The organism is Ruegeria sp. AF1 (assembly GCF_056542125.1).
Genome location: NZ_JBQFZG010000016.1, coordinates 42,091 through 68,660, shown reverse-complemented (window position 1 = coordinate 68,660; position 26,570 = coordinate 42,091). Strand labels below are relative to the sequence as shown.

The following is a 26,570-nucleotide window of genomic DNA, read 5'->3' as shown; positions in this document are numbered from 1 at the left end:
TGATAGGGCGACCAGAGGGCGCGGGCCCTCTGGTACCTGGACCTTATTTTTCCATGTTCTCCGCAAGCCAGCGCTCCAGCCAGTGGATGTTGTACGCGCCGCTGTGCAGATCGGGCTCCTGCAACAGGGCGTGGAACAGGGGCACGGTGGTGTCGATGCCGTCTACGATCAGCTCTCCCAAAGCCCGCTTCAGGCGCGCCAGCGCTTCGTTGCGGTCGCGGCCGTGCACGATCAGCTTGGCAATCAGCGAGTCGTAATAAGGCGGGATCGAATAGCCGTCATAAAGCGCCGAATCCATCCGCACGCCCAGACCGCCCGGCGCGTGATAGGCCGTGATCTTGCCCGGGCAGGGCGAAAACTTCGGCAGCTTCTCTGCGTTGATCCGGACCTCGATGGCGTGACCGTTGATCTTCAGATCGTCCTGACCGAATGACATCGGCTCACCTGCGGCAACAAGAATTTGTTCGCGCACCAGATCGACGTCAAAGATGCCCTCGGTCACCGGGTGTTCCACCTGCAGGCGGGTGTTCATCTCGATGAAATAGAACTCGCCCTTTTCATACAGGAACTCGATGGTGCCCGCGCCGATATAGTTGATCTTGGCCACCGCGTCGGCGCAGATCTTGCCGATCCGGGCACGCTCTTCGGCGGTGATGCAGGGGCCGGGGGCCTCTTCAAAGACCTTCTGGTGACGGCGCTGCAACGAACAATCGCGCTCGCCCAGATGCACCGCATTGCCCTTGCCGTCGCCAAAGACCTGAATCTCGATATGGCGCGGCGTGGTCAGGTATTTCTCGATATAGACCTCGTCATTGCCAAAGGCGGCCTTGCCTTCGGCGCGTGCGGTCATAAAGGCGCTTTCCATCTCGTCCGCGTTCATCGCGACTTTCATGCCGCGCCCTCCGCCGCCAGCGGTGGCTTTGATGATGACGGGATAGCCGAATTCCTCACCGATGCGTTTGGCGTCGGCCAGCGTGGGAACGCCACCGTCCGAGCCGGGAACACAAGGCACACCCAGCGCCTTCATTGTGTCCTTGGCGGTGATCTTGTCGCCCATGACGCGGATATGTTCCGCGGTGGGACCGATGAACGTGATGCCATGATCTTCGACGATCTGCACGAACTCGGCGTTTTCGGACAAAAAGCCATAGCCGGGATGGATCGCCTGCGCGCCGGTAATCTCACAAGCCGAGATGATGGCGGGCACCGACAGATAGCTTTGCGGGCTGGGCGGGGGGCCGATGCACACCGATTCGTCCGCCATGCGCACATGCATCGCGTCGCTGTCGGCGGTGGAGTGGACGGCAACCGTCTTTATCCCCATCTCGCGTGCGGCGCGGATGACGCGCAGGGCGATCTCGCCTCGGTTGGCTATCAGGATCTTGTCGAACATGGGCCCGCCTTACTCGATGATGACCAGAGGGGTGCCGAACTCAACAGCGTCGCCATCGCCCACCAGCACGCGCTTGATGGTGCCTGATTTGGGGGCGTGGATGTGGTTCATGGTCTTCATCGCTTCGACGATCAGCAGCGTGTCGCCTTCGGACACTGTCGCGCCGACGGAAATGAAAGCGGGCGCTCCGGGTTCCGGCTGCATATAGACCGTGCCCACCATAGGCGAGGTGACAGCGCCCGGATGGCTGGCCGGATCTTCGGCGGCAGCAGGGGCCGCCGCGGGGGCCGCAGCCGGTGCCGCTACGGGGGCGGGCGCTGCTGCAGGAACAGCCATCTGAACCGGAGCGGCCACGGTCTGTGTCATACGGCTGACGCGCACGTTCAGACTGTCTTCTTCGCCATATTCGCGTTTGACCTGCAACTCGGTCAGATCGTTTTCGCGCAGCAACTCGGCCAGAGCCTTGATGAATGCCACATCCGCTTCGTGTTTAGTGTCTGTCATGAGTATCCTCGACGGTTCCCCTTTGGCCCGTCTGTTTCTTGCGGGCTCTGATCAAATTACGCAGGGTTATAGGCTAAGCGGCGGTGCATGAAAAGCGCCGACTCGCACCATCTGGCATGCGTTTCACGCGTAATTTAAAGGGTCGGACAGCTCACAGGGGCATCCCCGATAATTTGGCGACCAGTTCAGACAGCTTTCGCGCGCCGAATTTTTCAAGCAAACGGGCGCGGTAAGCTTCGATTGTGCGATAACTCAGTCCCAGCTCTGCTCCGATTTCCTTGGCCGATAGGCCACGGCAGGACAGGATGGCCACTTCGCGTTCACGGATGGTCAGTTCAACCAGCGGTCGTTCCTCGGATATGTCGGAAAAGCTCCAGATGCCGTGGCGGAACGGGTCGTCCGGCGTCAGCGACCGGCCCCGGGCGCGGCACCAGAACAGGTCCCCGCTGCGGCGGCGCATGACGCGCTCATCCGTGTAATACCCGGTGCCGCGCATCACCTGCAGGCTGCGCTCACCGATCCTCTCCCAATCAGCGACCGAAGGGTAAAGGTGCAACAGTGGCATGTTGCGATAGTCGTTTTCTTCTCCGCCAAAGGTGCGGGCAAATTGCAGGTTGCAGCGCCGGATGATCCGGTTTTCCAGCTCAACAAGCCCGATCGGCGCATATTCAAAGGCGGGGTCGCTCATGCGTGTATGGTGCCGGGAAAGCGCGCGGAAATGAAGGGGGGATGCGATGTCTTGCGCCAGATTGACGCCCGAAACAGATGCTGTGGTCTGCGCCAGTTTGTGAAAGTTGTAAATGCCGGTTGAAAAGAAATGATTAACCTACAGAAACAGATGTTATAATCTGAAAACGAATGTGAATTCCGCCGGATCTGAATTCAGGGAAAGTAGACATGCGCGACACGTTGACAGGCAGCCGCATTCGCGAAAGACGCCAGATTGCCGGACTGCGGCAGGCGGAACTGGCGCGGCAGGCCGGCGTATCGGCGTCTTATCTGAACCTGATCGAACATAATCGCCGCAGGATCGGGGGCAAGTTGCTGGTCGATATCGCGGCGGCGCTGGGCGTTGAACCTTCGGTCCTGACACAAGGGATCGAGGCAACTTTGGTTTCCGCCCTGCGTGAAGCGGCCGAAGAAGCGGTCGGGCAACAGGCCGAGGTTGACGGGCTTGAGGAGTTTGCCGGTCGTTTTCCCGGCTGGGCCGGTGTTCTGGCGCAGATGCATCGCCGTGTCGTGTCTTTGGAGCGGAACGTCGAAACCCTGTCCGACCGCCTTACGCACGACCCGCAACTGGCCGCGTCGATGCACGAGGTTCTGTCAACCGCCGCAGCCATACGCTCGACCGCCGCGATCCTTGCGGATACGCAAGATATCGAGGCCGAATGGCGCGAGCGTTTCCACAAGAACCTGCATCAGGATGCCGAACGGCTGGCAGGCAGTTCCAAGGCGCTGGTGACCTTCCTCGACGAAAGCGACTCGGCGGTTGATCCACGTGCCGTTCCCCTGGAAGAGGTCGAAGCCTTCTTTGAAACCCGCGGCTACACGATTTCCGAACTGGAAGACGGTGGCGATGTGGACGCGGTTGACCTGAGCGGGCTCAATACCTCGGCGGCGCGCACCGTCGCGCGCGAAGTTCTCAGGATCTATCGCGCAGACGCGCAGGCCCTGCCGCTGGAGGCCGTCAAAGCGGTTGTTCAACAGGGTGATCCGAACCCCATCGAACTGGCGCAGCGGTTCTCGGTTGATTTTGCCACCGTCCTCAGGCGGCTGGCTTTTCTGCCGGATGGCATCCTGTCACAACCGGTTGGCATGGTGCTGTGCGACGCGTCCGGAAGTATCCTGTTTCTCAAACCGATTCAGGGGTTTACCTTGCCCCGGCATGGCGATGTCTGCCCGCTTTGGCCGCTGTTCACAGCCCTAAGCCGTCCGCTGGTGCCGGCGCGCAAACAGGTCGTCCTGACCGGAAGGTCCTCGGCCGTGTTCGACTGCGTTGCCTATGCCTGGCCGCATGCAGTGTCGGGATACGATCAGGATCCGGCCTATCGCTCGGTCATGGTGGTGCGCCCGGTCAGGGACCCGTCAGACGGGGTGCCGGTCACTCAGGTCGGGCCGAATTGCCGTGTCTGCCCAAACCGCGATTGCAAAGCCCGGCGCGAGCCGTCGATTTTGAGCGAAGGTTTTTGACACGTTCATGACAGACCGCTTAATCTGGCGGGAACCGGTCCCGGGATGGAAGGCCGGTTATGGGAGGAATTGAACATATGAGCCGAAAGGTTCTGCTGATTGAGGACGAACCGAACATCGCCGAGGCTATCCGGTTCCTGCTGTCGCGCGAGGGATGGCAGGTCGAAACGCATGGCGATGGAACGGATGCGGTTCAGGTGATCCAGGGGGCGCAGCCCGATCTGGTCATTCTGGATGTCATGCTGCCGGGCAAGAACGGTATGGATATCCTTCGGGAACTCAGAAAAATGGAGGAACTGGCATGCTTGCCGGTTCTGATGCTGACCGCGCGGGGTCAGTCGCGCGACCGGGAAATGGCCGAAAACGCAGGCGTCAGCCGCTTCATGACTAAACCGTTTTCCAATGCCGAAGTTCTGACAGCCGTGCGTGATCTTCACGCGCAGGCGACGCGCATTTGATGTCCGGCGAGGGGAACAAGACCAAACCACCGGGCGCACGCCCTTCGCTTTTTCTGGAACGTGAAAGCTATCGTCGTCACAGGTTGACGGATGCCGCCCGGATTTTGCCCTTTCTGGGCGCGGCGCTGCTGGCCCTTCCGTTATTGTGGCCGGATCGGTCTGGCGGGGATGCGGCTGTGCCCTTGTCTTCGGCGATGTATTACATATTCCTCTGCTGGGGCGCGCTGATCCTGGCCGGGTTTGTCTTTGGGCTGGCCGCCCGCCGCATGGCCGCGCGCGAAGGATCGGACACGGGCGCTGAGTGATGGCCACCATAAATATTCTGATTCTGGTTTGCCTTGGCTATGTCGTGTTCCTGTTCGCGGTGGCCTTCGCCGCGGATCGCATGGCTGCGGCCGGGCGTGGCAAATGGTTGCGTTCGCCCGTGATCTACACTTTGTCCCTGTCGATCTATTGCACCGCCTGGACATTTTATGGCGCGGTGGGCAACGCAGCGCGGTCGGGGCTGGAGTTTGTCACCATCTACCTCGGTCCGACGCTGGTGATGGTCGGCTGGTGGTGGGGGCTGCGCAAGCTGGTGCGCGTCGGGCGCAGCCAGCGGGTCACCTCGATCGCCGACCTGCTGTCGTCCCGGTATGGCAAGTCGAACACGCTGGCGGTCTGCGTGACCATTCTGGCGGTGCTCGGCGGCACGCCCTATATCGCGCTGCAACTGCAGTCGATTACCCTGTCCTTCTCGATCTTTGCCGAGGCTGACCCGTCAGGCCTCTACCGCGAAGGGTCCAGCGTGTTTTGGGTCGCGGCTGGTCTGGCCGTGTTTGCCATCCTGTTTGGCACCCGCAATCTGGACGTGAACGAACGTCACCATGGCGTGGTCACGGCCATCGCGGTCGAAGCCGTTGTCAAACTGTTTGCGCTGATCGCCGTGGGCGTTTTCGTGGTGTGGGGGATCGCGGGCGGCATTGGCCCGATGATGGACCGGATCGACGCCTCGGAAATCGGCCAGTGGAACGTCGATGCCGGACGTTGGACGACGTTCATCTTTCTGTCCGCCGCCGCCTTTATCTGCCTGCCCCGGATGTTTCAGGTGATGGTGGTGGAAAACGATGACGAAGGCCATCTCAGAACCGCTGCCTGGGCCTTCCCGCTCTACCTGCTGTTCATGAGCCTGTTTGTCGTGCCCATCGCCGTGGTTGGTCTCGACCTGCTGCCCCAGGGTGCCAACCCAGACCTGTTCGTGCTGACCGTGCCGCTGTCCCAAGGCAATGACTGGCTGGCAATGCTGTCCTTCATCGGCGGGTTTTCCTCGGCAACCTCGATGGTCATCGTCAGTGCGATGGCCCTGTCGACAATGGTGTCGAACCATGTGGTCATGCCCATCTGGCTGAACACGCAGGAAGGCACCGGCTCGGTATCGGGCGATGTGCGCAACATTGTTCTTATGGCACGCCGAGTTTCCATTGCCGCCATCATTGCGCTGGGCTTTTTCTACTACCGGCTGTCCGGTGGCGGTGCGGCGCTGGCCTCGATCGGGTTGATCGCCTTTGCCGGTATCTCGCAGATTCTGCCAGCGTTGGTCGGGGGGCTGTTCTGGCGCAGGGCGACCCGGACCGGGGCGCTGATCGGGCTGACCGTCGGCTTTGTGCTGTGGATTTACACCCTGCTGCTGCCGGGAATGGGCGGGGCGTGGATGCCCGAAACCGTGCTGCAAAACGGCTTGTTCGGTCTCGGCTGGCTGCGCCCTCATGCCCTGTTCGGGATCGAGGGGATCGATCCGATGGTGCATACGGTGATGTGGTCCTTGTCCCTGAATACGCTTGCCTTCTGCGTCGCGTCCCTGCTCAGCTTTCCCAGCCCGTTGGAACGGTTGCAAGGGGCGCAGTTCGTCAACGTCTTCGATCACTCGGTCGCGCCGCGCGGTTGGTCCGGGTCAGTGGCGCAAAGCGAAGACCTGATGATCATGACGCAGCGCATTCTGGGCACCGGCCCCACACAGGAGTTCTTTCAGGCCGAGGCGCAAAAACAGGGTGGCCGTTCGCACCTGCCAGAGCCGACGCCGGGCTTTCTCAACCGTCTGGAACGCGAGCTCAGTGGCTCGGTCGGCGCGGCCATGGCCCATGCGATGATCGGCCAGATCGTGGGCGGATCGTCGGTCTCGGTCGAGGATCTGCTGGCCGTGGCCGACGAATCCGCGCAATTGCTGGAATATTCCGGCCAGCTCGAAGAAAAGTCCTCTGAACTCAGCCGAACCGCACGCCAGCTGCGCGAGGCCAACGCCAAGCTCACCCAGATTTCTGAACAGAAGGACAGCTTCCTGAGCCAGGTCAGTCATGAATTGCGCACGCCGATGACCTCGATCCGGGCGTTTTCGGAAATCATGCGCGACACCGATGGCCTCAGCCGCCAGGAGCAGACCCGGTATGCCGCGATCATTCATGACGAAGCCCTGCGCCTGACCCGGCTGCTCGATGATCTGCTGGATCTGAGCGTGCTGGAAAACGGGCAGGTCAGTCTCAATCTCAGTGATGACAGCCTGCGCTCGGTTCTGGACCGCGCCGTGCCCAGCGCTCTGGCCGGGGCGGACCGAAAGATCACCGTCCGCCGGACCCGCGCGGCCGAACGTATCTTTCTGCATACGGATCTGGATCGGTTGGGGCAGGTGTTCATCAACCTGATCTCGAACGCGCAGAAATATTGCGACGCGGACGATCCGGTGCTGGTCATTTCCGCCCATGATGTCGGCGGCCGGGTCATCGTCGACTTCATCGACAATGGCAGCGGCATCCCACCGGGTGCGCGCTCGATGGTGTTTGAAAAATTTGCCCGCGTGGGCGGCGACAAGGCTGGCGGAGCGGGGCTTGGTCTGGCCATCTGCCGCGAAATCATGCAGCGGCTGGGGGGAGAGATCACCTATCTGCCGGGGCAGGGCGGCGCGGCCTTCCGGATCAGCCTGCCACAGGCCTATCAGCAGGCGGCGCAGTGACGCGGCCATAAAGGACTTGGTAACGCCCGCGGGTGTAAACCGGTTGCCAGGTGCTGGAACAATTGGTGATCGGGCGTCATGTCACAAGATGTCAATGCCGCGTTGGCGCGCAAACTGTCCGTCGGACAAAAGGATCTGGGGGATCGCCCGCGTTCGGTCCTGCGGGCGCTGCGCCTTGGGTTCGCGCGGGCTGCGGGCGACCGGCTGAACCTGCCGCTGGCGGTTATCGGGGCAAAACAATCCAGCCAGTCGCAGGACGTGCCGGGGGACGCGGCGGGGCAGGATTGGCTGCTGCTGGTGTTTGACGGCCCTGAAGGCCGCGCCGCGGCCTGTCTGAACCCGAATGTGGTCTCGGCCATTGTTCAGGCCCAGACCATTGGTCAGGTTCTGCCCGGTGACCCCGGCGCACGCACGTTCACGGATACGGACGCCGCCATCGTGGCTCCCTTGATCGAAGCCGCGTTGACCGGTTCCGCCGCGTTGTTCGACGCCTCATCGGATCAGATTTGCCTTGCGGGGTTGGAATATTCTTTTCGCGCCAAGGATTTGCGCACCCTGTCGCTGGCGATGACGGAAGAGGTGTACCGCATTTTCGAACTGACCGTCGATCTGGCGAACGGAGAGCAGCAGGGTCGCATCTCGGTTTTTCTGCCAGAACATCCTGCAGTCTCGGATGTGGCAGAAGATACCGGGGAAAAGGCTGATCTGCGCATGGATCAGTGTTCGGGCGTGATGCGGGCGGAACTGACCGCCGCGCTGTGCCGCATGTCGCTGCCCCTGTCCGACCTGTCCGGAATGCGGATCGGGGACATTCTGCCGTTGCGCGGGGCGCGTCTGGACCGGACCGAGGTTCTGACGATCGACCGGACACGCGCCGGTATCGGTCGCCTTGGGCAATGCGGTGGTCTCCGGGCCGTGCGGCTGAATGAAACCGCTGCATTGCCAGCCCTGACTGGTTCTGACGCGCAGGACTTCATCGCCAGCAAAAGTGGAACACCACCGCAAGATCACCCGGTTGAACCGGCTGTGCATGATGCGCACGCCCAGACCGTCCCGGCCGGGGTGTCAGATCTGACAGATAGCGATCTGATCGTGAACGATTCAGAACGGATGGTCGCGGAAATCACGCAGCTCGCGGGGCTGGCGCCCCCGGAGTCCGCCAGCTAGGTTAAGGGGCACCTAGCCGCCATTGCCGCGGATCTGGTCCAGCATGGGGCGCAGATTGTCCAGCTGATACCCGGCTTTGCCAGTCGCACTCAGGATTTCGTCCGTGCTCATGTGGTCGCACTGGCCCAGGGCCCAGACAACCGAACACCGCGTGCCCGAGGCACAATAGGCCAGAACAGGGCCTCTGCCGTTTTCCGCCATGTCGCGCTGCCGCTTCACGTTCTCAGGTGTCATCGTCTGGTGGGTCAGCTCCAGCACCTCATATTCCATACCGGCGGCCCGCACCGCTTCGCCGATCGCATCGGATTGCATGGCCGGGGGAACTTCGGCATTGGGCCGGTTGCAGATCACCTTGGCAAAGCCAGCCTCGGCGATGGCCGGAACATCCTCGACCGTGATCTGCGGCGAGACAGCATAGCGGGGGGTAATCTGACGAATCTCCATGCCAATTCCTTAGGCCGCGTTTGCCGCCCTGTCCAGCTGCGCGCCCAGCGGTGGTGCCACGAACATCCCAGCCGCCATTGCAACCAGAAAGACCAGCCCGCCCAGCCCGCTATAGCTCAGCGAGGCCATTGCCGGTCCGGGGCACAGCCCGGCCAATCCCCAGCCCATCCCGAACAGAACCGAACCCACGATCAGCCTGCGATCAACCTCGGGCTTGGCAGGGGGTGGAAAGGCTCCGCCGGTCAGGGCGTTTTGGCGACCTGTAGTCATCCGCCATGCCACAAGCATCGGCAGAATGGCACCGGCCATCACAAAGGCCAGCGTCGGATCCCAGTTGCCAAACACATCCAGCCAGCCCTGAACTTTTGTGGTGTCCGTCATGCCCGAAATCAGCAACCCGGCACCGAACAGTGATCCGGCGATCAACGCAATGATAAGACGCATCAGATCACTCCCATCACATGACGCAGCAGCACAAGGGTCACGCCCCCGGCAAGGATATAGAAAACGGTGGCCACGATGCCGCGCAGCGAGAACCGAGAGATCCCGCACACCCCGTGCCCCGAGGTACAGCCATTGGCGATCCGTGTACCGATACCGACCAGCAGCCCGGCCAGAATGACAACACCCAGATTGCTGGTAAGATGCGTCTGAGCCTCGGGCAGGATCAACGGGCGCAGAAGAAGGGGCATTCCGACAAGCCCCGCAATAAAGGCCAGCTTTTCGGCCATGCTCCCCTTGGCGCTGCCATCGACAAGGCCGCCCAGAATGCCGCTTGCGCCCATGATCCTGCCATTGCCCAGCAGGTAAACCGCCCCGGCCAGACCGATCACCAGACCGCCGCACAGCCCCCAGATCCACTCTATATTCATGTGGGAATTCCCTTTGTGATTTGTTGTTCCCGCTTCACAGCTTGTTGACCGGCAATTTCAGGAAAACATCGCCCTGTTCATCCGCCGGGGGCATCTGACCGGCCCGCATGTTAACCTGCAAAGACGGCAGGATCAGCCGCGGCATGGCCAGCGTGGCGTCCCGCGCGTCGCGCATTTCCACGAATTCTTCGATGCTGCGCCCCTGTCCGATATGGACGTTTAGCGCCTTTTGTTCACCTACCGTTGTCTCCCACGCGTATTCGTCGCGGCCCGGAGCCTTGTAATCATGCCCGACATAGATGCGGGTGTTGTCCGGCAGCGACAGTATCTTCTGGATCGACTGGAACAGCGTAGCCGACGATCCTCCGGGGAAATCACAACGTGCGGTACCAAAATCGGGCATGAACAGTGTGTCACCGACAAATGCGGCGTCGCCAATCACATAGGTCATGCAAGCCGGTGTGTGACCCGGCGTATGCAGCACGTCGCCCCGCATCTGGCCGATGTGAAAACTGTCGCCTTCCTTGAACAGCGCATCAAACTGGCTGCCATCGCGCTGAAACTCGGTTCCTTCGTTGAAAACCTTGCCGAACGTGTCCTGCACGGTGACGATCTGATCGCCAATCCCGATCTTGCCGCCCAGCTCCTGTTGCAGATAGGGGGCCGCCGACAGGTGATCGGCATGGACATGGCTTTCCAGAATCCACTCGACCTTAAGGTCCTGCGCGCGCACAAAATCGATGATCTTGTCCGCCGAGGTTGTCGACGTCCGCCCCGAGGCATGGTCGAAATCCAGCACGCTGTCGATGATGGCGCAGGCCCGCCCCTGAGGTTCATGAACCACATAGGAAACCGTGAAGGTCTGCTCGTCAAAAAACGCTTTCACTTTCGGTGTCATGATCTTCTCCGTTTCGGTCACGCATATCATATATGTGAATTGGAATGTGATGCAATATCGAACCTGCATTTGATGCCGGTCAAAGCAACCGCTGAAATCCTGGCTTAATCTTTAGCCTATCCGCGTCAGATTGCCGAAACTTCGACCATGGCAGGCAATTTCCCGCACAAGGTTACGATATTATCTGCGGGTCGCAATCCCGTTACGTATATTGGGGATACTGGCGCCACTTGGGAGGATGGTTATGACACCGACTGGTCTTTATTCCGAAGCCGAGCAGCTTGAACGTAAGCTTGTAAACGCGGGTCTGGAAACGCGTTTGGCGCTTCAGCCGAGTGTAAGTAAGGTTGTTGACCGAATGCGGCAGCAGGGGATGGAGGTGCCTTCGCGCTTGCGTCGTCTGGATGCGGCCTTGTGCGAAGACGCGATTGAAGCGCAGTTTGATAACTTGCCGGTGTGAACCGGATGGTCATCCAAGGGATATCCCGAGGATGACCAGCATCAATCCAAGCACGGACAGAAACAGCGAGGCCAGGTTCCAGGGCAGGACCCCCTGAACCACCGCGCGCAGCTCGTCATCCGACAGACCGGCCTTGCGTGCCCGCATCACGCGAAGAATGCACCAGACCAGACCGGCAAGCCCGGCCACAGACAGGGCCGCACCGCCCCAGGTGATGAATTCAAACATGGTTCCCCGCATATCCTCGTGAACTGATCACGCGCTTAACGGATCGGTTGGGGTCATACAAGTGCGCCGGCCCAATGGGTGCTTGCGACCCGGGCGGCAGCACTGTATCCGGCATTCCACACCAGGGTTTCAGCCTCTGGAACAGGCGCGTCAGGCAGGTGCCCCCGATGATCGGGCCACCGCCGTTCACTGCCAACAACAGGCTGTCCACTTCTGGTTGCAGGTCCATAACCGGGAACAAAAAAGATGAGCATGTCTGAAGAAGCAGAAGCAAATTACAAGGTCACCGCGGGCGAGCTGCGCCAGTTTGTGGAACGTATCGAGCGCCTTGAGATGGAAAAGAAAGACATCGCCGACCAGATCAAAGAGGTCTACGCCGAAAGCAAGTCGCGCGGTTATGACGTAAAGGCCCTGCGCAGCATCATTTCCCTCAGAAAAAGGGACAAGGATGACATCGCCGAGCAAGAGGCCGTTATCGAAATGTACAAAGAAGCGCTGGGCATGACCTAAGCCCGACCGCCACGAAACACGCTCCGCCGCAGTCCATCCCCTGGTCTGCGTAGCGGAGAAATATCAGGGTCAGACTCCCCTGTTCCGGGGCCTTCAACCGCAGCTATCATTTCATTTTGCGTGGTCGGTTTCGTCCGACGCCAAGTGATCAGAGCCGTCGCGCGATCCCGCAGGCACTGCACTTGACGCCTCCGGGCTGTATCGAACCGCCCATAAACTAAACTCGAACCACTATAGCCTCTGAAACGCCTATGGCCAAAGGCGCCGACCCGCGTGATGAACCTGATCGGAACACCCGCATTGATTGCCGCAATGAAGGCATAGGCCGTTTCTACGGCCGGAAAACCAGCCGCCGCACCGGTCCCATCAACCTAGACGGGCCAAAACAGCCACTAAGGTCGTTTTGCAACCGAAACTGAGAAATCTAGGGAAAACTCCGCGCCAAAACTCAAATCCTCAGAAACAGACAGAATACTGCGCGTTTCCACACAGCCTCCGGACAATGCAGACGTCTTTCGACTCGGATGAATTAAATAAAAGTGGTCAAGCTGGGAACTCTACTTGATTCAGAACCATACCACTTGGCAACTAACTTCATTGAGTTGCGTGGCGCTCTTTTTCCGGCCAGAATTCATCCACAACGACATATGCGATAATTACAAAGAAGGCGGCACTAGCAACTTGTAATACTCGAGTGATGCTCTTGACGTCAGCCTCGTCTGAAAACGGTGCAACAGACCCACCATACACAATCAGAGCCGTTGTAATAGCAGAGCCGGCGGCAGCTGCGAGCGGGACTTGAGATTTTCCAAGTGCTCCGAGGGTCAGACAGAAGAAAAAACATAGCAGAACGGGTGTCAGAATAACCGGAGCTATTACGTTTATTTCATAGCATATGATGGATACTGCCGCCCCAAGAAGGTTTGCCGTCACCATAGCTTTTGCAACGGTTTTGCCTGCGGCAGGCATAGCCGCAAGTTGCTGGCTCAGCAGAGCGACAAAAAACAGAACCAGCAATGCGGACGCTCCGGAAATAAAGAACGCCATAGCAAACGGAACTGTTACAAGCGACATCCTGACAATTCGGCGATGGGGGTCGAAGTCCGGCGACGTTGCTGCCTTCTTTTGAGCCGCCGTTTGAGGTTCAGCGGGTATCAACACGAACATCAGCGTCGATACGAAGCCTGCAAAAAGCAGGTTCAACGGTATCCAATACACGAGCACCAAAGCCAGATTCTGAGATTGCAGAACCAGGTTTGGAATCATCAAGGCCCCCATGAGGGCGATGACACCCGGCAATACTCCGGCACCAGAAACTGACCAAATGAACGACAGGATTATTCCAATGGCCACGAGGATGAGGAACACAAGAGGATATGGCGAGAAGATTGACGAGACCAGGAAGGAAATGAACATCAATCCAATTGAAAAGACAAACAACTTAGCAAATGCTGCCAAAGGCAAAGCGGCAGGCGCTTGAAGAAAAAGGGCAGTGAAAACCGCCCCGACGACGGCGAGTGGCCACCCGAGAAACAGGCCCAATGTAAATACACCGGTAACACCTAGCGCAAGCCGGGTGACAGAGCGGCGGTCCTCAGTACGCATAGGACAGAATTGATACCACGCGGATGTAGGTACGGCCCACGAGGTTCAGCAACGAGTTGTCACTAAGATACATAATCACATCGGCCTGCCCGTTCAGTTGGAAACGAAGATCATCTTCAGCACTACCAGCTTCATAGCCGGGCAAGATAATCCTGACCGGGAACCTTTCCGGCTCACGCAAAAATCCCTTTGTGTTTGGTGGGCTAGCCAATTTTCCGGGTTCATCACCGCCACTCAAAGACACAGCGGCACTGAAGCTCTCAATGACGCCCGTAACAATTTGACCGGGATGCATATCCAACACTACATCAACCGGAGACCCCACCGAAGCTCTTCCCAAGTTGTTCTCGGTAAAGTACGCCTCGATCCAAATGTCGGTTGCATCCAGAAATGTCAGAAGATCTTGGCCGGATCTCGCATACGTTCCGGGGGCTATCAGCAGATTTGAGATTATACCTGTCGCCGGAGCACGCAGTTCAGTCCATTCAAGGTTTAGTTCTGCATCCGCCAAGGCCGCCAACGCGCGCTGGATTTTCGGGTTATCAATCCCGTCAACACCAAGCCGCTGCTTCGCCTTTTCAAGATCTGCTTTTGCGTTCTCAAAGTTCGCCTCGGACTGTGCCAGTTGCCCTCGGGCATCATCGGCCTTTGAGACGGCAATCAACCCTTTCTTTTCAAGCGCAAACACACGCTCCGTCTGCAGACGCATGGTGTCGAGATCACTCTGCGCCCTTGCCAGTTTGGCTTGCGCGCCGCTTACTTCCGCTGACGACGCTCCCACTTCCTGAGTGGCTGCCTCGAGATCGGCTTCGGCTTTGTCGCGATCAATTTCGTAAGGTCTGGCATCAATCCGAACTAGAACGTCTCCTGCCGAAACGACCTGACCGTTTTCAACAAGAACCTCGGTCACCGTCCCAGTGACCTGCGGAACGATCTGGGTCGCCACGGCCTTTACTCTGGCGTTCCCGGTGAAAGGTGTCTTGCGGTCAGCGACCAGATACCAGACGAGAAAGATGAGAATGACAGCCAATGTAGACCAGATCGTTTTCCTCATTTCGCCACTCCTTCAGCGGCGTTTTCGGTGCCCGGTGAGGCGTCGATCCAGACTTTGAACAACTCATAGAAGACAGCAAACAAAACGGGGCCCATGAAAATGCCGATTAAGCCATAGGCCATCATGCCTCCTAGCACCCCGATGAGGATCACAAGCATGGGCGTATCAAGGCCTTTTGAGATAAATACGGGCCGCAGGAAGCTGTCCATAATTGTTACGGGAATCGCCAGTATGGTGAAGATCAAAGCTGCACCTCCGGACATGGAACTCCATGCGTAGATGATAACAGGCAAAAGAACCAAGCCGGGTCCAATCTGGATGATCGAGAGGATCAGGCAGATGAACGCCAGCGTGGCGGCCGAGCCAATCCCGAACAGCACCAACAATACCCAAACGACCACCGCTTGAATCGCTGCAACGCCGATTACACCCTTTGTTACATTACGGATCGTTGCCCCCGCCAATGTTACGAATTCACCGCCACGCGGCGCAAATACACGGTTTGCAAAGTGCTGAAGGCCCTGAACCAGATTCGGCCCTGGGCTAAACAAAGCCCCCATTATCAATACCGACAATGCAAGGCCGAGAAGTCCAATTCCGATCCCCAGCACCTTTCCAAATAAGGATTTAGTGATCTCAAGAATCTGGGCGCCGTATTTTGCAAGCGCACCGTCCAGATTCCGTTCGAACATTCCCCAGACATCGGCAATTTTTCCTCCGACTAGCGGTAGTTCCTTGATACCTTCGGGCGCTGGGGGGATTTTCAATTCACCCCTGTCTGCTTGTTCCGCGAATTCAGACCCAAGTTCTGCGGCACCAGACACCGCAGTTGCGACTGGCCCGAGGGTCAGAACAAGACCCATCAAAACCAAGATCGTCGCTGTAAGCTTCTTTCGGCCTCCTAACTTGGACTGCATCCAATTAAATACCGGGTAAAGCGCCACACAGAGGATCGTTGCCCAGATAACTACGCTTGCAAGCGGGGCCACCATGACCAGAGCGCTGTAAAGGAATAGTCCGAGAAAGAGCAATCGTATCGCCAGATCGACAATCTTCGCGTCCTGGGTCTTTTCCATTCCATCCCTCCACTAGCTGTTTTCTGAACATTACACTCAAAAAGTAAAATATGTATATATGTTTTAGTTTTATGCGTCCGCCTATCAGCTTGAAGACACAAGTTAATCTGGGGCGCGGCCTGAGGTGCCTAGTCAAACTAATACCTGCGCATGAACTCAGTTTGGCTGAATTGGGTATAATCTATTTATCCGTTTTTTCGTCGTCTTGAGACAAGATCGTATCTGCCACCGTGGTAGCTGCTGTCACGAAGACACCGAGGCCCACGATGATGTATACCATTGTGAAGATTTTTCCTGCCGCAGTTTCAGGGGAGAAGTCACCAAACCCCACGGTCGAAATTGTCACTACAGAAAAGTAGATTGAGTCGAGCCAACTCCAACCTTCGACAAAGTGGTAAAAGACCGAGGCCCAAAAAATCATTCCAATTGTGAAGGCAAGGATGCCCTTAACTCTACCGTCCTTGAAAGCGACGCCTATCCCTCGTGTTATTCTGGTTAGTGAGTTCATCTTGTCCTCGTTGATTGAAGAATTCACATATAGCAGTAATTACATGAATGTGGGGAATAGAAGGAATCTGATTGCCTGTAGTTTGGAAGATGTGTCCAGCAGCCATAGTCAAAGCTCATGCAACGTGTCCGTTTCTGGCTTTTGAAATCCACTTCAAACTGGGTGTGCCGGGTTTTGTTGCACAATTGCGCTTAGGGATTCACTCCATGAATCCAAGTTGATAGCTGGAGAGTATGAGCAGTTGGTCCCCTACGAAGTACAAGACCAAGAACTGACGTCGTACAACACGGCGTTGAAGCAGCGCGGTTCACTATCGATCTGGTTTGATCCTGAGATGGCATGGTATGCGCCTGCGACGGGCAAGTGCGGTCGTCAGCCAGAGTTCAGCGATGCAGCGATCCAGGTTTGTCTGATGTTGAAGGTGCTGTTCGGCATGCCTCTTCGCCAGACGACAGGGTTCGTCGAAAGCCTGTTGCGCCCAGCAGGGCTTGACCGGAAAGTTCCGGACTTCATACCCTCTGTCGTCACCAGAAGACGTTGAACGTCTCTATCCCATACCGCGGTGGAACTGGGCCGTTGCACCTGTTGATCGACGCGACCGGGATCAAAGCTGAGGGCGAAGGTGAGTGGAACGCCCGCAAACATGGCGGGAGTAAAAAAGCGCCTGTGGCGAAAGCTTCATCTCGGAATAGATGAAGAAACACTGGAGATCCGCGCGGTTGATGTCACGACAAGCAACATCGGCGATGCCCAAAGCCGCGCAGAGACAAAGATGAACTGCGTCAAACTCCTTGGCCAAGGCATCATGGCCCGAGACTTCAATCGGCAGGTTGCCGAGTTCTAGGTCCGGATTGCGGTGCTCAACCGCTGCACAGCTCTTGGCATAACCAACACTGAGCCCGTAGCATAAATCCGTCCGGGGAAAGGGGAAGTGTGCTCACCCCCTGATTTGTGCAACAGGCCGGTGTGCCGCACAAACAGAGCGTTGGTCATTTACCCGTTTCTTAGACGTTCGACCAAATCGGCGAGAGTGCCAGCTATACGGTCAAGGTCATTTACAGTTCAGAATAGTAGCCGACCATATATTTCATTAACTTATTGATCAAATGGTCTAGGTTGCCCACGGGATGAAACGGAATACTGGGAGAAAGCCTTGCGATACGTTGCGAAAGGTATGTTGATTTGTTGCGCTGTCGCGTTTGTCGCTGTGTTGGCAGCTTGGCTTTTCCTGTCTTCTGCGTTGTTTTCCTCTGTCAGGAAAACTTTCGTTGAAAATCTGATCTCTAAGAAACTTGGTCAAGAGGTTAGAATTGAAGATGAAGTGCGTCTGGGTCTTGGTCGGCAATTGCAGGTATCAGCGGCGGGGCTGGTATTGCCTGGACCTCCGAATGCTGATGTGAACTTGGCAGCAATCGATGAAATTGAGTTTGAAGTTTCCGCGCGCGACCTCTGGAACAGTAAACTTTCGCTGAGTGACCTTTCTCTCTTGGGGGTTCACCTGAACCTGATCACAGACAAAGCAGGCGTCGGAAACTGGCAGTCCATTTCCCAAGCGGACGTTAATGCCGGGAAACCTGCAAAATCTCCGAAACTGCCAGTAGCTGGAATTCTATCGGACCACAAAATTGACCTGACTAATGTTGCCGTTCTTTACCGGAACGATCTAAACGGGCTTGAGTTGAATCTGCAGCTGCCTGAGTTGCTTTTGAAGCGTGATACGGAAACCGACGTTGCGACCGCAGTTGGGACTGGTTCGCTAAACGGAGAGAGTTTTGATCTGAACGGGACATTTCCCGCGGAAGACCCGTTTCAGGTTGCAGTGAACTTCGAACAGATCTCGATTGCCGCTCAGGAAGTCCCTCAAGAGAACGGGTTACAAGTGAAAACGACCTTAGATGTTGCCGAACTTGGCCAGTTTCTCGATATCCTGAAGCTAAACCGCGTTTTGGAAGGTACTGGGAATATTGGTGCAACGTTCAAATCAGTTGACGGCGTAGCACGAATTGACGACCTATCTGTATCGGCTGAATTAGAAGGCGGACAAAGCCTTTCGCTGACGGGGCAGGTCGGAGAATTGGGAAACCCGGAAGACGTATCGCTGACAACCCGCATTAGGTTGTACCCTGAAGATGCTGAACCAGCCCCTGCCGCATCGCGATATGATCTTAAACTTATCGCGGTCGACATGGTTATTGACAGCGTGCCCGGGCAGGTTCCGCAGCGACAAATGGTTATTGAGACCAACGGCTTCACGTTGGACACGTCTGGCGAAGGCCCGCCCCCGATAGAGTTCTCCGAGCTCTCTAGAACACCCGAAGGCGCCTTAAGGGTCGGGAGCATCAACCTGAGAATTGGGGAACCCGCCAATCCGTTTATCATTTTGAAAGGTTCGGTCGATGACGCGCTTCAGGTGCAAGGAATATCAGCCGAAGGCCTAATGGATATTCATGCAAGCAGTTTGATCTCACCAGAACTCCTAGGACCGGACGACCAACTCGGCAGGTTTTCCGGCGGCTTCCATTTGAACGGTGACATCAATCAGCTTTCGCTGACGAATTTGGATGCAAAGACAAGCGAAACGGAAGTCTGGAACCTCGAGGTGCATGGCACTGTTAAAAACGTACTTAAATTCGAGGACCTGGATTTGGCCATTGATGTCGCAGTCCCATCCGGAGCGGACCTATTGGAGGCTCTATCGCTTGAACGCGTGGAAACTGGGCAGGCTCGCCTTGAAATAGACATCGTTAGTGAAGGCACCGATTGGAACGCGAGTGCCAACGTCGAGGTTGCCGACTCGGTCTTGCAAATTGTGGCCGATCTTGATGATGCGACAAGTGACCCTGTACTGCAGGGTTCCATAGAGAGTGACCTGATAAAGGTAGATCAGATCCGAACCATCGTTCAGGCTGCTGCACAGTTGAGGAAAATAGGCGGTCCAGAGCCGGAAGAGAAAGAAACTAAGCAAGAAGACGAGCGCGACCAAGGTGCGCTAAGAGATGTAACGCTTAAACCTATCGGGCGTTCAATTCTCTTGTCCGGTATGGATATGGATGTCGACATCGACCTTCGGCACATAGAGGGTGCCAAGGGCATCAGCAGTTTGCAGAGCGAACTGACGCTCAACAAAAACGAGCTGAAGGCTGGGCCTTTGAAGTTTGAATACGGGGGCGCAAATTTTGACGTCAGCGGGCAAATGGATCTATCAAACGACGCGCACCTGCTCACGTTGACCGGCAAAGCAGGTGGCTGGCAGTTGGAGGATATTCTTCACAATCTGAACTTCAAGAAAGGCGCGAGCGGTAAGATCTATACAGACTTTTCGGTGACAGGGGGAACCGATTCACCTAAGCATTTTACTAACACTATGAGCGGCAACGCCACAGTGTCACTGCGTGATGGCTCGATCGAAACTCAGCTTTTAGATCTGGCAGGGTTAGGGCTGCTACCTTGGGTGTTTACCAAGGAAAAACAGAAGGTAGCTCCAATTGTATGTTTGCGAGCGCCGATTAGTATTTCCAATGGGAACCTCTCGACGAAACAAACCACGTTGGAAACAGATCACGTCCAGGTTGTCGTCTTTGGTGCTGTTGATTTGGCGGGCAAGGCCTTGGACCTAAATCTACAACCCCGCAAAATCGGAGAGCCTCTTTCGAGAAGTCCGTGGCCAGTGACTTTAAAGGGCCCGCTGGCTAAGCCGAAGGTTAAGGTCAAAGACGGACCAAAAAGACTGAAACGATCGGATGGTGCGGACAAAATGCCGACAAAAAGAAAGCTATGCGTTCCGGATATCTTGCAATTGCAGTAGCGTTGGGGGCCGACAGAGAAAGAACAAATCTAAGGTTTAAGAAGCAGACAATTCTTCCGAAAAACCGCACGTTCTTTATCACTTTAACCAATGCCGAAAGCAACGATTCCGCATTCTGCGTCTGGCTGAACTTTGACCCAAACAGCTCAATTGATGTCTCGGGGCAAAGTTATGCGTTCCAGGTTGCCATGTCCCTACGGTCAGGACTCACAACCAAAAGATGACGGTCGCGGCAAGGCATATGGCGGACAGGAACAAGTCACCGCACCTGTCATAGCGCGTCGCGATACGGCGCCAGTCTTTCAATCTGGCAAACAGATTCTCGATGCGATGGCGCTGACGATATAGCTTGGCGTCATGTTCAGCCGGATTTCTTCGACCACGTCGCGCCAGTATGCAGGCCTCGGTGCCGCGTTCGGCAAGCGCCTCACACAACCAGTCTGCATCATACCCTTTGTCTGCCAAGAGTGATTTGGCTCGTGGAAGGTTGCCCAGCAACACCATAGCACCCTTTGCATCGCTCATCTGGCCAGATGAGAGGAAGAACGTCAGTGGCCTTCCACGTCTGTCGCAGACCGTGTGCAGTTTGCTGTTCAAACCGCCCTTTGTGCGACCGATGGCACGCGTTCGAGCCCCCCCTTTTGAGAGGCTTGACGCTGTTCGGTGTGCCTTCAGGTGAGTGCTGTCGATCATGATGGTTTCACCATCCTGTCCTGGCTGAGCCAGTTCCCTAAAGATACGGGCAAAGATACCCATGCGGGACCATCTCACAAAACGATTGTAGAGCGTCTTGTGCGACCCATAATCCGCCGGAGCGTCTCGCCACCGAAGGCCGTTTCGAATGACATGGATGATACCGCTAAGCACCATTCGGTCGTCGGATCGTCCACCCCCGCGAGGTTTCGGGAAAAGGTGTTTGATGCGGTTCACGTGGTCTGACTTATGCCAAAACAGATGCGACATGTGCATTCCTCCCGTCGCCCTTGAATCACGGGCTTACGCCGGTTGGAACCGCCATATCGAACGTCAAGAATGCCGACTTTTCCGCCGTCTGACGGAAGGGGCAACCGTTAGCAAAACACAGCGCCAATTTCCAAAGCCCGCGTTCGGTTGGAGCTCATTTAACGGAGAGTAGAGCGCTAATCCCCTGCTCGATGCGTCCTGCGACAGGCTCCGCAAGCGGGATCGAACGCAGGAAATATTCTGGGTCGACCCCGGCCTCGAAGAATGCCGCCAGAGCCTTTTTCCCCATATCTATTCGCCCGGCCATTGCATGCATGGCGGCAATCAGCATCCAGTCGTACAGATTGTCACGGCCATCCACCTCGCTGATCATATCCGAGGCCACCTCGTATTCGCCCCGCATGAAGGGATCGAGCGCACAAGGGATGTTGATCCAGATTGGCAGTAGCGGGTTGTGTTCTCTTGCGCCTTCGATCATGGCTGTCGCTTCTCGCGTGTCCCCGATTGCGGCGAGCCAACCTCCCACCATCGCAGTCAACAACGTGGCATTCGGGTTCGCCTCGATAGCGCGCTCTATCAGGTTTGCGTACCGGGTGTTCTCACCGTGGAATCGCGCGAAACTCGCAGCGGCGTAGAGAGCTTCCTGACAGTTAGGTGCCAACGCGATGGCCGTTTCTGCATGGCTCCTTCCATCGGAGACAACATCTTCCGCAGACCGGGCGCCCAAAGCTGCTTCCTCGATTAGTGCAATGGCCTTGAGCGCGTGGGCCAACCCGCTCGAAGGATTGTCGCGTAGCGCGGTGTCGATGAGGTCACTGAACTCTTCGAGACTGGATCGGCGTGAAGTCCGCATGTGTGCGTGAAACGCCAGAAGGGCCTCAAAGACACCTGCATCTTCCGCACGCCTCCCGGAGTATTGCGCATTGAGATCTTCGGCGACTGCGCCGTAGGCGTCCGCCATACGGGTCGCGCATTGCCGCGCAATTTGTTCCTGCACATCGAAGGGATCTTCTGAATCGCCGGAAACGCGAAACCTGTCGGACCAGACTAAAGCTTTTCCAGGGTTTCGGTCGAGTTGAACTGACACACGCAGGCTCCCACCAGCCTCCCGGACATTGCCTCTCAAGATGTAGTCTGAGCTCTCTATAAGTTCTTGTTGCCCTATCTCCCGCGTTGAGTGGTCGGTGTGCCAACCTGACAACACTTTGATCTGGCCAAAGCGGGCGAGCTCGAGCGCGATCTCCTCAGGCAACCCTTCTCGGAAAATCAGGGCTTTTTCGGAGTCCGCACCTTCAAACTGCAAGATTGCGAGTGTTGGTAGTCCACGAGGGATTCTTTTTTGGTTTTTGCTTTCCTCTACCGCGCGCCGCACGAACTGCGGGCGATACCTGCCCTTCGGAACAGTGATTATGATCTCGTCGGCGACACCAGCCGTCAGGTAGTAGTGTTCAATTGCCTTGCGCAGCTTGATCGCTTCGATCCGGACAATGGAGTCATTGTTTGAGTCGAAATCGGCGCCGCGTCCGAAGATATCCATCGCAAGAGCAGTGCCCTTCAGGTATTCGCCCCGACCCTCAAGTTCTTCGGTAACAATGTGGGCGAGGAATTTCTGTATCCTTGGGCCAGCCGTAAAGTCAGGCGATGCCAGGATTTGCTCAAGTTGTTGGGCTATCTCTTCGTTGCTCGGTTGGTCTCTCATGGTCAGCCTCTGTAGCTTCAACCCCTAAACTCTAAGCCGCAAGCCCGCGCTTGCAACCTGTTTGCAAAATTGCTCCCCATCGGGTGGATCGGTTGGCGTTCGGCTCTGATCGCCCAACTGTTGTTAACAGTTGTCGACGTCCCGCTTCATCACACTGTTGGCTAAGTCCCAATCATCAAAAACGCGGACAGATCCGCAAAAGCCGAAGGGAAACAGAAAGATGAAAGCCTCCAACACCAAGAACCGCTCCTGGACCTCCACCGCCATCACCGCCATCCTGGCTGCCACTGTGACCACCACTGCCGTCACAGCCAATGCTTGTTCGCGCTTCGTTGCCGACACGGACCATGGCACAATCGTGACCCGTTCGCTGGACTGGGGCGGCAGCCGTCTGGGCGCCTATGCCCGTGTCCACCCGGAGGGCGAAGCCCGCGTTTCCTCTGATGTTGCCGAATACGCCAACGTAAAGGAATGGACCGTCAAGTATCACACGGTTGCCATGGAAGAGCACGAGACATTCCACGGTGTCACCGCCGAGGCAATCAACGACCAGGGCCTGAGCGCCATGGGCCTTTACATGAACGACTCCAAACCGTTCGTTACCGAGCACAAGGATAGCGGTGCGCCAGCGGTCAACATGGCAGACCTGACGACATTCATCGCCGAGAACTACGCCACCGTGGCCGAGGTCGTCGCCGGACACGAGGCCGGAGATTTCCAGATCGCCTGGGGAGCAAAGATGCGCGGCAGCGACAGCTACCACGGCGTGCACTTCTCGGCGGTCGACAAAAGCGGCCATATCGCACTCTTCCAGCTCAACGAAGGTGGCTTGGAGGTCGTCTACACCGGCGATACCGACAGCGATCTGCGGGTCATGGTCAACAGCCCGCTCCAGCAGGACCAGCGCGAGTACGCCGCCCAATTTGATCTTGCAAACAATCCGTCGGGGCAAGGCATCCCTGCCGACATCGGGTCGGCCAACCGCAATGTCCGGATGCTCTGGACGTCAATGAACCAGGATTACAGCGATCTGAACTACGCCGAAACGCTGGGCCGCATCCAGCAGGCCTTCGATTACTCGGTGACCGTGCCCTTGAACATCCAGGACCCGCAGGACAACGGCGCAGGCGATGACTACCCCACCTGGGTAAGCTTCCAGTACAACTTGGACAATGGGGATATTCGCACCCGCGCCATGGATACGGCTCAGACGATCACTTTCAACATTGAGGACACGAAGGCCTTCGACGGTCCTGTCTGCGCCGACCTCATCCAGCAGGCCAATGATGGCAATGGCGACGTAAAATGGGGGACCTGCAACGCGAACTCCTGAAACTTAGACCGACCCCTCCAAGTATCACATGACAACCGCCGCTCCGGAAATCCGGGGCGGCGGAACATTGCGAGCCTAAATCCCCTGAACCAAGGCAGACCTCTGCCCGAATTGAATAGTTGCAGCTCCTCGCAGCCAGCCGATCACTTTATACGAGCAAGATTTGTAGGTCCTGAGCCTAAGACACGACCATTAGTACCAACCCTGGCACTGTCACCACTTACACTGAATTGATCTAGCCAGAGGGCCTTTCACCCAACTTTTTATATACACCGAAATCAATAACGATGACGGCATAAGTGGTTCTTTTGATCTGAAAGCCCAGTTTCAATCAAACCAATCCTACTACCGCAGTAATGCATTTGTGTAGTTTCGTAGATGAACCAGATGAATTGCTATGACCTCACGCTTATTCCAATCCACGTCAGACAACTTGGCGTAGCCGCCGATAAAGCTTGGATAGGTGTTCGCGGGCGAAGGTTTGCACCAGTGGCTTTTCGGTAGCTTCTTCAAACTTCGCTCAAAATCCCGCAATCCGTTCAATCACCCAAAAGGCGGCTAGACTACCAATGCAGTAACTTGTCACGTGTTCAAGCTGGACCGCTCGCTCTTTTACTGCCGGATAGAGAAGCCGGGCCGCGAACCCAATGGTCAGTACCACAACGATAAACAGGATCTGACCAAGCTCTACCCCGACGTTGAAAGCAAACAGGGCCAGTGGAATGTCCCCTTCAGGCAAGCCGATCTCTCTCAGTGCCCCGGCGAACCCCAGACCATGTATCAAGCCGAATGCGAAAGCGACGATCCAGGGGAATCGCACGGCCAACGGGTCACGGTTCTCCGGTGAAAGCGATAGCTCATGGGCGAGGAACACGATTGAAAGCGCAATCACGGCCTCGACAGGTGGAGGAGGGAGGTTCAGCCAGCCGAGAGTGGCCGAAGCCAACGTGATGCTGTGCGCAACGGTGAACGCCGTGATCGCCCAGAACAACCGACTGCGATCGCGTATCAGCAGCACAAGCGCGAAGACAAAAAGCAGGTGATCAAGGCCTTCGAGGATGTGTGTCACTCCGAGCGCGACATAGCTCGAAAGGATGTCGAGAACCCCAGGATCCTCAGGTACAGTGAATGCGGTTTCGGTCCATGTCAGGCGACGCACCTGCGTCTGTCCGGGTTCCAATTCGTACCGCACTAAGGTTTCCGTTCTGGTCTGCTCCAGCCCGACGATCTCGATCACACCGCCCTCAAGGCCTCCTGGACAGGTGGTTACCCATGCGGTTGTCCAGGCACGTCCATCAAAGGACGGTGACGGAGGCGGCTCATGTGAACAGTTCCCTGGCAGGCGAGCCTCTATGGGCATCATTCGACCGTTCACGTCAGGTGCGCGCCAGGTCACGCGCCAGCGCTCTTGCCCCATGGACGCGAGATCGAGATACCCTGGATCAAGCGCGTGGGCCGGCGCGTATCCCGGCAGACAGATGGCGGAAATGGCGAGCAGAAGTAACAGCAGCCGTTTCATCTGTTCAACACCTCTTCGGCGTTGGGCAAGATAATGGTGTAGCGATCCAGCAGCGCTTGACCGAAGCTTTCGCGCATCTTCTTTGTCTCAGCGGCGAGCCATTCGGCCTTTACGCGGTCGCGGATTTCGGACAGCGGTGGCAGCACGGCGTCCATTCTCTCGATTACCCGCACGAGATGCAGGCCATAGCCGCTCTCGACCGGACCCTGCCATTTTCCGACCGGCAGGTCCGCCAGCGCCTCGTGGAACCCCTCTCCAAATGTGCGGTCGATCACCGGCGAAGGCGTTATCGGAAAGGACTGTGGCAGTAGAGTAGCCGGTCCCAGCGTCGCCGGGTCGGCACCGTTCTCCAGCAGCGCCAGAAGTTCTAAGGTATCCCGATCTCCGGGCACAACGATCTGTTCCAGAGCCATTCGAGCGGTTTGCGTGAACCGTTCCGGGTTTTGGTCCAGATACGTCTGAAGCATGGCCTCATCTGGTTCCACCATCGCGGCGCCGGATTCTGCGAGGAACTTCATCTTCTGGTTCAATCGCTGGCGTATGACCACGTCGCCTTGATCAAGTCCGAGGATCAGCGCCTCGCGGACATAGGCCTCTTCCAGCGCCCACGATTGCATTAAGTTCTCCAACTCCCGGATCGTGGGGGGGCGGTTCCAGGTGGCAATGAAGTTCTGCACCAGTCGGTTTGCCTCGCTCTCGGTCAAGCTGATCATATCGGGGCTGAGCGCAACTGGCTCATCCTCGATCGCCGCGTATGCGGCAAAGATCAGGGCACCAAGCGCGAAGAAATGGACAAGCGGGGAAAGAAGAAGCGTGCGCATGCGTATCATCAGGCCTTCGGGTATCAGTCGCCACAAGGGGGTAAGCTCTACGGTCGGCGATGTGATTGCAAGCTATTACA

General features: G+C 57.1%; 26 protein-coding genes and 1 pseudogene. 11 read left to right on the top strand and 16 right to left on the bottom strand.

Features of this window, described 5'->3' with window-relative positions; all coding sequences use genetic code 11:
• Window positions 1–43: 43 nt before the first annotated feature.
• The 3 genes from accC to ACR0BK_RS17215 all read right to left on the bottom strand — a co-directional run bounded on the left by accC (window position 44) and on the right by ACR0BK_RS17215 (window position 2,585).
• The gene (accC, locus tag ACR0BK_RS17225; protein WP_480495078.1) at window positions 44–1,393 is read right to left on the bottom strand and encodes an acetyl-CoA carboxylase biotin carboxylase subunit; all 1,350 of its coding nucleotides are present in this window, start codon (window positions 1,391–1,393) and stop codon (window positions 44–46) included.
• Between the two features lie 9 nt (window positions 1,394–1,402).
• Window positions 1,403–1,897, bottom strand: a complete 495-nt coding sequence (gene accB, locus ACR0BK_RS17220) for an acetyl-CoA carboxylase biotin carboxyl carrier protein (protein WP_480473619.1) — start codon at window positions 1,895–1,897, stop codon at window positions 1,403–1,405.
• A 151-nt stretch (window positions 1,898–2,048) separates the two neighbouring features.
• On the bottom strand, window positions 2,049–2,585 hold the full coding sequence (locus tag ACR0BK_RS17215) for a LuxR C-terminal-related transcriptional regulator (protein WP_209505755.1): 537 nt from the start codon (window positions 2,583–2,585) through the stop codon (window positions 2,049–2,051).
• A gap of 209 nt (window positions 2,586–2,794) precedes the next feature.
• Between ACR0BK_RS17215 and ACR0BK_RS17210 the strand changes: the two genes are divergently transcribed.
• From ACR0BK_RS17210 to ACR0BK_RS17190, 5 genes are all read left to right on the top strand, one after another.
• Window positions 2,795–4,087 carry a helix-turn-helix domain-containing protein gene (locus ACR0BK_RS17210; protein ID WP_480555630.1) on the top strand — a complete coding sequence of 431 codons (1,293 nt, stop codon included), beginning with the start codon at window positions 2,795–2,797 and terminating at the stop codon, window positions 4,085–4,087.
• 77 nt (window positions 4,088–4,164) lie between these two features.
• On the top strand, window positions 4,165–4,545 hold the full coding sequence (locus ACR0BK_RS17205) for a response regulator transcription factor (protein WP_480555628.1): 381 nt from the start codon (window positions 4,165–4,167) through the stop codon (window positions 4,543–4,545).
• Complete coding sequence (locus ACR0BK_RS17200) at window positions 4,545–4,850, top strand: hypothetical protein (protein WP_480555627.1); 306 nt, start codon at window positions 4,545–4,547, stop codon at window positions 4,848–4,850. The genes ACR0BK_RS17205 and ACR0BK_RS17200 overlap by 1 nt, the downstream gene beginning before the upstream one ends.
• Window positions 4,850–7,528, top strand: a complete 2,679-nt coding sequence (locus tag ACR0BK_RS17195) for an ATP-binding protein (RefSeq protein WP_480555625.1) — start codon at window positions 4,850–4,852, stop codon at window positions 7,526–7,528. The genes ACR0BK_RS17200 and ACR0BK_RS17195 overlap by 1 nt, the downstream gene beginning before the upstream one ends.
• Window positions 7,529–7,606: 78 nt before the next feature.
• Window positions 7,607–8,695 carry a FliM/FliN family flagellar motor switch protein gene (locus ACR0BK_RS17190; RefSeq protein WP_480555623.1) on the top strand — a complete coding sequence of 363 codons (1,089 nt, stop codon included), beginning with the start codon at window positions 7,607–7,609 and terminating at the stop codon, window positions 8,693–8,695.
• Window positions 8,696–8,707: 12 nt separating this feature from the next.
• Here ACR0BK_RS17190 and ACR0BK_RS17185 read toward each other — a convergent pair whose 3' ends face one another.
• From ACR0BK_RS17185 to ACR0BK_RS17170, 4 genes are read right to left on the bottom strand one after another with little or no spacing between them, the layout of a single operon-like run.
• Window positions 8,708–9,139 carry a protein tyrosine phosphatase family protein gene (locus ACR0BK_RS17185; RefSeq protein ID WP_480555621.1) on the bottom strand — a complete coding sequence of 144 codons (432 nt, stop codon included), beginning with the start codon at window positions 9,137–9,139 and terminating at the stop codon, window positions 8,708–8,710.
• Between the two features lie 9 nt (window positions 9,140–9,148).
• Entirely contained in the window at window positions 9,149–9,583 is a 435-nt protein-coding gene (locus tag ACR0BK_RS17180) for a DUF6691 family protein (protein ID WP_480555620.1), read from the bottom strand.
• Window positions 9,583–10,011, bottom strand: a complete 429-nt coding sequence (locus tag ACR0BK_RS17175; protein WP_480495067.1) for a YeeE/YedE family protein — start codon at window positions 10,009–10,011, stop codon at window positions 9,583–9,585. The genes ACR0BK_RS17180 and ACR0BK_RS17175 overlap by 1 nt, the downstream gene beginning before the upstream one ends.
• Window positions 10,012–10,045: 34 nt before the next feature.
• Window positions 10,046–10,909, bottom strand: coding sequence for an MBL fold metallo-hydrolase (locus ACR0BK_RS17170; protein WP_480473612.1), 864 nt, complete (start codon window positions 10,907–10,909; stop codon window positions 10,046–10,048).
• A gap of 244 nt (window positions 10,910–11,153) precedes the next feature.
• On the opposite strand from ACR0BK_RS17170, the gene ACR0BK_RS17165 reads away from it, so the two are divergent.
• Entirely contained in the window at window positions 11,154–11,369 is a 216-nt protein-coding gene (locus ACR0BK_RS17165) for a hypothetical protein (RefSeq protein WP_480473611.1), read from the top strand.
• Between the two features lie 9 nt (window positions 11,370–11,378).
• Here ACR0BK_RS17165 and ACR0BK_RS17160 read toward each other — a convergent pair whose 3' ends face one another.
• A complete protein-coding gene (locus tag ACR0BK_RS17160) occupies window positions 11,379–11,597 on the bottom strand; it encodes a hypothetical protein (RefSeq protein WP_209505778.1) in 219 nt (72 codons plus the stop codon).
• A 246-nt stretch (window positions 11,598–11,843) separates the two neighbouring features.
• On the opposite strand from ACR0BK_RS17160, the gene ACR0BK_RS17155 reads away from it, so the two are divergent.
• The gene (locus tag ACR0BK_RS17155; protein WP_209505782.1) at window positions 11,844–12,107 is read left to right on the top strand and encodes a DUF2312 domain-containing protein; all 264 of its coding nucleotides are present in this window, start codon (window positions 11,844–11,846) and stop codon (window positions 12,105–12,107) included.
• A 594-nt stretch (window positions 12,108–12,701) separates the two neighbouring features.
• Here ACR0BK_RS17155 and ACR0BK_RS17150 read toward each other — a convergent pair.
• The 4 genes from ACR0BK_RS17150 to ACR0BK_RS17135 form a co-directional block, all read right to left on the bottom strand.
• Window positions 12,702–13,712: a DUF2955 domain-containing protein gene (locus tag ACR0BK_RS17150; protein WP_480555618.1), complete on the bottom strand. Its 1,011-nt coding sequence runs from the start codon at window positions 13,710–13,712 to the stop codon at window positions 12,702–12,704.
• The gene (locus ACR0BK_RS17145; protein WP_480555616.1) at window positions 13,702–14,766 is read right to left on the bottom strand and encodes an HlyD family secretion protein; all 1,065 of its coding nucleotides are present in this window, start codon (window positions 14,764–14,766) and stop codon (window positions 13,702–13,704) included. The genes ACR0BK_RS17150 and ACR0BK_RS17145 overlap by 11 nt, the downstream gene beginning before the upstream one ends.
• Window positions 14,763–15,842 (bottom strand): AI-2E family transporter, encoded by a 1,080-nt coding sequence (locus ACR0BK_RS17140; protein WP_480518980.1) that lies wholly within the window; start codon window positions 15,840–15,842, stop codon window positions 14,763–14,765. The genes ACR0BK_RS17145 and ACR0BK_RS17140 overlap by 4 nt, the downstream gene beginning before the upstream one ends.
• A 181-nt stretch (window positions 15,843–16,023) precedes the next feature.
• On the bottom strand, window positions 16,024–16,350 hold the full coding sequence (locus ACR0BK_RS17135; protein ID WP_480518982.1) for a potassium channel family protein: 327 nt from the start codon (window positions 16,348–16,350) through the stop codon (window positions 16,024–16,026).
• Between the two features lie 334 nt (window positions 16,351–16,684).
• Between ACR0BK_RS17135 and ACR0BK_RS17130 the strand changes: the two are divergent.
• The 3 genes and pseudogenes from ACR0BK_RS17130 to ACR0BK_RS17120 all read left to right on the top strand — a co-directional run bounded on the left by ACR0BK_RS17130 (window position 16,685) and on the right by ACR0BK_RS17120 (window position 20,155).
• A pseudogene (locus ACR0BK_RS17130) lies at window positions 16,685–17,046 on the top strand (transposase).
• Complete coding sequence (locus tag ACR0BK_RS17125; RefSeq protein WP_480555637.1) at window positions 16,994–17,194, top strand: hypothetical protein; 201 nt, start codon at window positions 16,994–16,996, stop codon at window positions 17,192–17,194. Before ACR0BK_RS17130 ends, ACR0BK_RS17125 begins: the two are co-directional and overlap by 53 nt.
• A gap of 309 nt (window positions 17,195–17,503) precedes the next feature.
• On the top strand, window positions 17,504–20,155 hold the full coding sequence (locus ACR0BK_RS17120) for an AsmA family protein (protein WP_480555614.1): 2,652 nt from the start codon (window positions 17,504–17,506) through the stop codon (window positions 20,153–20,155).
• A gap of 207 nt (window positions 20,156–20,362) precedes the next feature.
• On the opposite strand, the gene ACR0BK_RS17115 is transcribed toward ACR0BK_RS17120, so the two are convergent.
• Together ACR0BK_RS17115 and ACR0BK_RS17110 are read right to left on the bottom strand one after the other, a co-directional pair.
• Window positions 20,363–21,118, bottom strand: a complete 756-nt coding sequence (locus ACR0BK_RS17115; protein ID WP_480555612.1) for an IS5 family transposase — start codon at window positions 21,116–21,118, stop codon at window positions 20,363–20,365.
• Window positions 21,119–21,272: 154 nt separating this feature from the next.
• The gene (locus ACR0BK_RS17110) at window positions 21,273–22,817 is read right to left on the bottom strand and encodes a hypothetical protein (protein ID WP_480555610.1); all 1,545 of its coding nucleotides are present in this window, start codon (window positions 22,815–22,817) and stop codon (window positions 21,273–21,275) included.
• Between the two features lie 220 nt (window positions 22,818–23,037).
• On the opposite strand from ACR0BK_RS17110, the gene ACR0BK_RS17105 reads away from it, so the two are divergent.
• Window positions 23,038–24,150, top strand: a complete 1,113-nt coding sequence (locus ACR0BK_RS17105) for a linear amide C-N hydrolase (RefSeq protein WP_480518990.1) — start codon at window positions 23,038–23,040, stop codon at window positions 24,148–24,150.
• Window positions 24,151–24,670: 520 nt separating this feature from the next.
• Here the strand turns inward: ACR0BK_RS17105 and ACR0BK_RS17100 are convergent.
• Complete coding sequence (locus ACR0BK_RS17100; RefSeq protein ID WP_480518992.1) at window positions 24,671–25,669, bottom strand: HupE/UreJ family protein; 999 nt, start codon at window positions 25,667–25,669, stop codon at window positions 24,671–24,673.
• On the bottom strand, window positions 25,666–26,490 hold the full coding sequence (locus ACR0BK_RS17095; RefSeq protein ID WP_480555608.1) for a peptidyl-prolyl cis-trans isomerase: 825 nt from the start codon (window positions 26,488–26,490) through the stop codon (window positions 25,666–25,668). Before ACR0BK_RS17095 ends, ACR0BK_RS17100 begins: the two co-directional genes overlap by 4 nt.
• Window positions 26,491–26,570: the final 80 nt, after the last annotated feature.

What these genes read in the sequence shown, in the direction of transcription:
- accC (WP_480495078.1), bottom strand. Translation starts at nt 1,393, where the DNA reads ATGTTCGACAAGATCCTGATAGCCAACCGAGGCGAGATCGCCCTGCGC.
- accB (WP_480473619.1), bottom strand. Translation starts at nt 1,897, where the DNA reads ATGACAGACACTAAACACGAAGCGGATGTGGCATTCATCAAGGCTCTG.
- ACR0BK_RS17215 (WP_209505755.1), bottom strand. Translation starts at nt 2,585, where the DNA reads ATGAGCGACCCCGCCTTTGAATATGCGCCGATCGGGCTTGTTGAGCTG.
- ACR0BK_RS17210 (WP_480555630.1), top strand. Translation starts at nt 2,795, where the DNA reads ATGCGCGACACGTTGACAGGCAGCCGCATTCGCGAAAGACGCCAGATT.
- ACR0BK_RS17205 (WP_480555628.1), top strand. Translation starts at nt 4,165, where the DNA reads ATGAGCCGAAAGGTTCTGCTGATTGAGGACGAACCGAACATCGCCGAG.
- ACR0BK_RS17200 (WP_480555627.1), top strand. Translation starts at nt 4,545, where the DNA reads ATGTCCGGCGAGGGGAACAAGACCAAACCACCGGGCGCACGCCCTTCG.
- ACR0BK_RS17195 (WP_480555625.1), top strand. Translation starts at nt 4,850, where the DNA reads ATGGCCACCATAAATATTCTGATTCTGGTTTGCCTTGGCTATGTCGTG.
- ACR0BK_RS17190 (WP_480555623.1), top strand. Translation starts at nt 7,607, where the DNA reads ATGTCACAAGATGTCAATGCCGCGTTGGCGCGCAAACTGTCCGTCGGA.
- ACR0BK_RS17185 (WP_480555621.1), bottom strand. Translation starts at nt 9,139, where the DNA reads ATGGAGATTCGTCAGATTACCCCCCGCTATGCTGTCTCGCCGCAGATC.
- ACR0BK_RS17180 (WP_480555620.1), bottom strand. Translation starts at nt 9,583, where the DNA reads ATGCGTCTTATCATTGCGTTGATCGCCGGATCACTGTTCGGTGCCGGG.
- ACR0BK_RS17175 (WP_480495067.1), bottom strand. Translation starts at nt 10,011, where the DNA reads ATGAATATAGAGTGGATCTGGGGGCTGTGCGGCGGTCTGGTGATCGGT.
- ACR0BK_RS17170 (WP_480473612.1), bottom strand. Translation starts at nt 10,909, where the DNA reads ATGACACCGAAAGTGAAAGCGTTTTTTGACGAGCAGACCTTCACGGTT.
- ACR0BK_RS17165 (WP_480473611.1), top strand. Translation starts at nt 11,154, where the DNA reads ATGACACCGACTGGTCTTTATTCCGAAGCCGAGCAGCTTGAACGTAAG.
- ACR0BK_RS17160 (WP_209505778.1), bottom strand. Translation starts at nt 11,597, where the DNA reads ATGTTTGAATTCATCACCTGGGGCGGTGCGGCCCTGTCTGTGGCCGGG.
- ACR0BK_RS17155 (WP_209505782.1), top strand. Translation starts at nt 11,844, where the DNA reads ATGAGCATGTCTGAAGAAGCAGAAGCAAATTACAAGGTCACCGCGGGC.
- ACR0BK_RS17150 (WP_480555618.1), bottom strand. Translation starts at nt 13,712, where the DNA reads ATGCGTACTGAGGACCGCCGCTCTGTCACCCGGCTTGCGCTAGGTGTT.
- ACR0BK_RS17145 (WP_480555616.1), bottom strand. Translation starts at nt 14,766, where the DNA reads ATGAGGAAAACGATCTGGTCTACATTGGCTGTCATTCTCATCTTTCTC.
- ACR0BK_RS17140 (WP_480518980.1), bottom strand. Translation starts at nt 15,842, where the DNA reads ATGGAAAAGACCCAGGACGCGAAGATTGTCGATCTGGCGATACGATTG.
- ACR0BK_RS17135 (WP_480518982.1), bottom strand. Translation starts at nt 16,350, where the DNA reads ATGAACTCACTAACCAGAATAACACGAGGGATAGGCGTCGCTTTCAAG.
- ACR0BK_RS17125 (WP_480555637.1), top strand. Translation starts at nt 16,994, where the DNA reads ATGGCGGGAGTAAAAAAGCGCCTGTGGCGAAAGCTTCATCTCGGAATA.
- ACR0BK_RS17115 (WP_480555612.1), bottom strand. Translation starts at nt 21,118, where the DNA reads ATGTCGCATCTGTTTTGGCATAAGTCAGACCACGTGAACCGCATCAAA.
- ACR0BK_RS17110 (WP_480555610.1), bottom strand. Translation starts at nt 22,817, where the DNA reads ATGAGAGACCAACCGAGCAACGAAGAGATAGCCCAACAACTTGAGCAA.
- ACR0BK_RS17105 (WP_480518990.1), top strand. Translation starts at nt 23,038, where the DNA reads ATGAAAGCCTCCAACACCAAGAACCGCTCCTGGACCTCCACCGCCATC.
- ACR0BK_RS17100 (WP_480518992.1), bottom strand. Translation starts at nt 25,669, where the DNA reads ATGAAACGGCTGCTGTTACTTCTGCTCGCCATTTCCGCCATCTGTCTG.
- ACR0BK_RS17095 (WP_480555608.1), bottom strand. Translation starts at nt 26,490, where the DNA reads ATGCGCACGCTTCTTCTTTCCCCGCTTGTCCATTTCTTCGCGCTTGGT.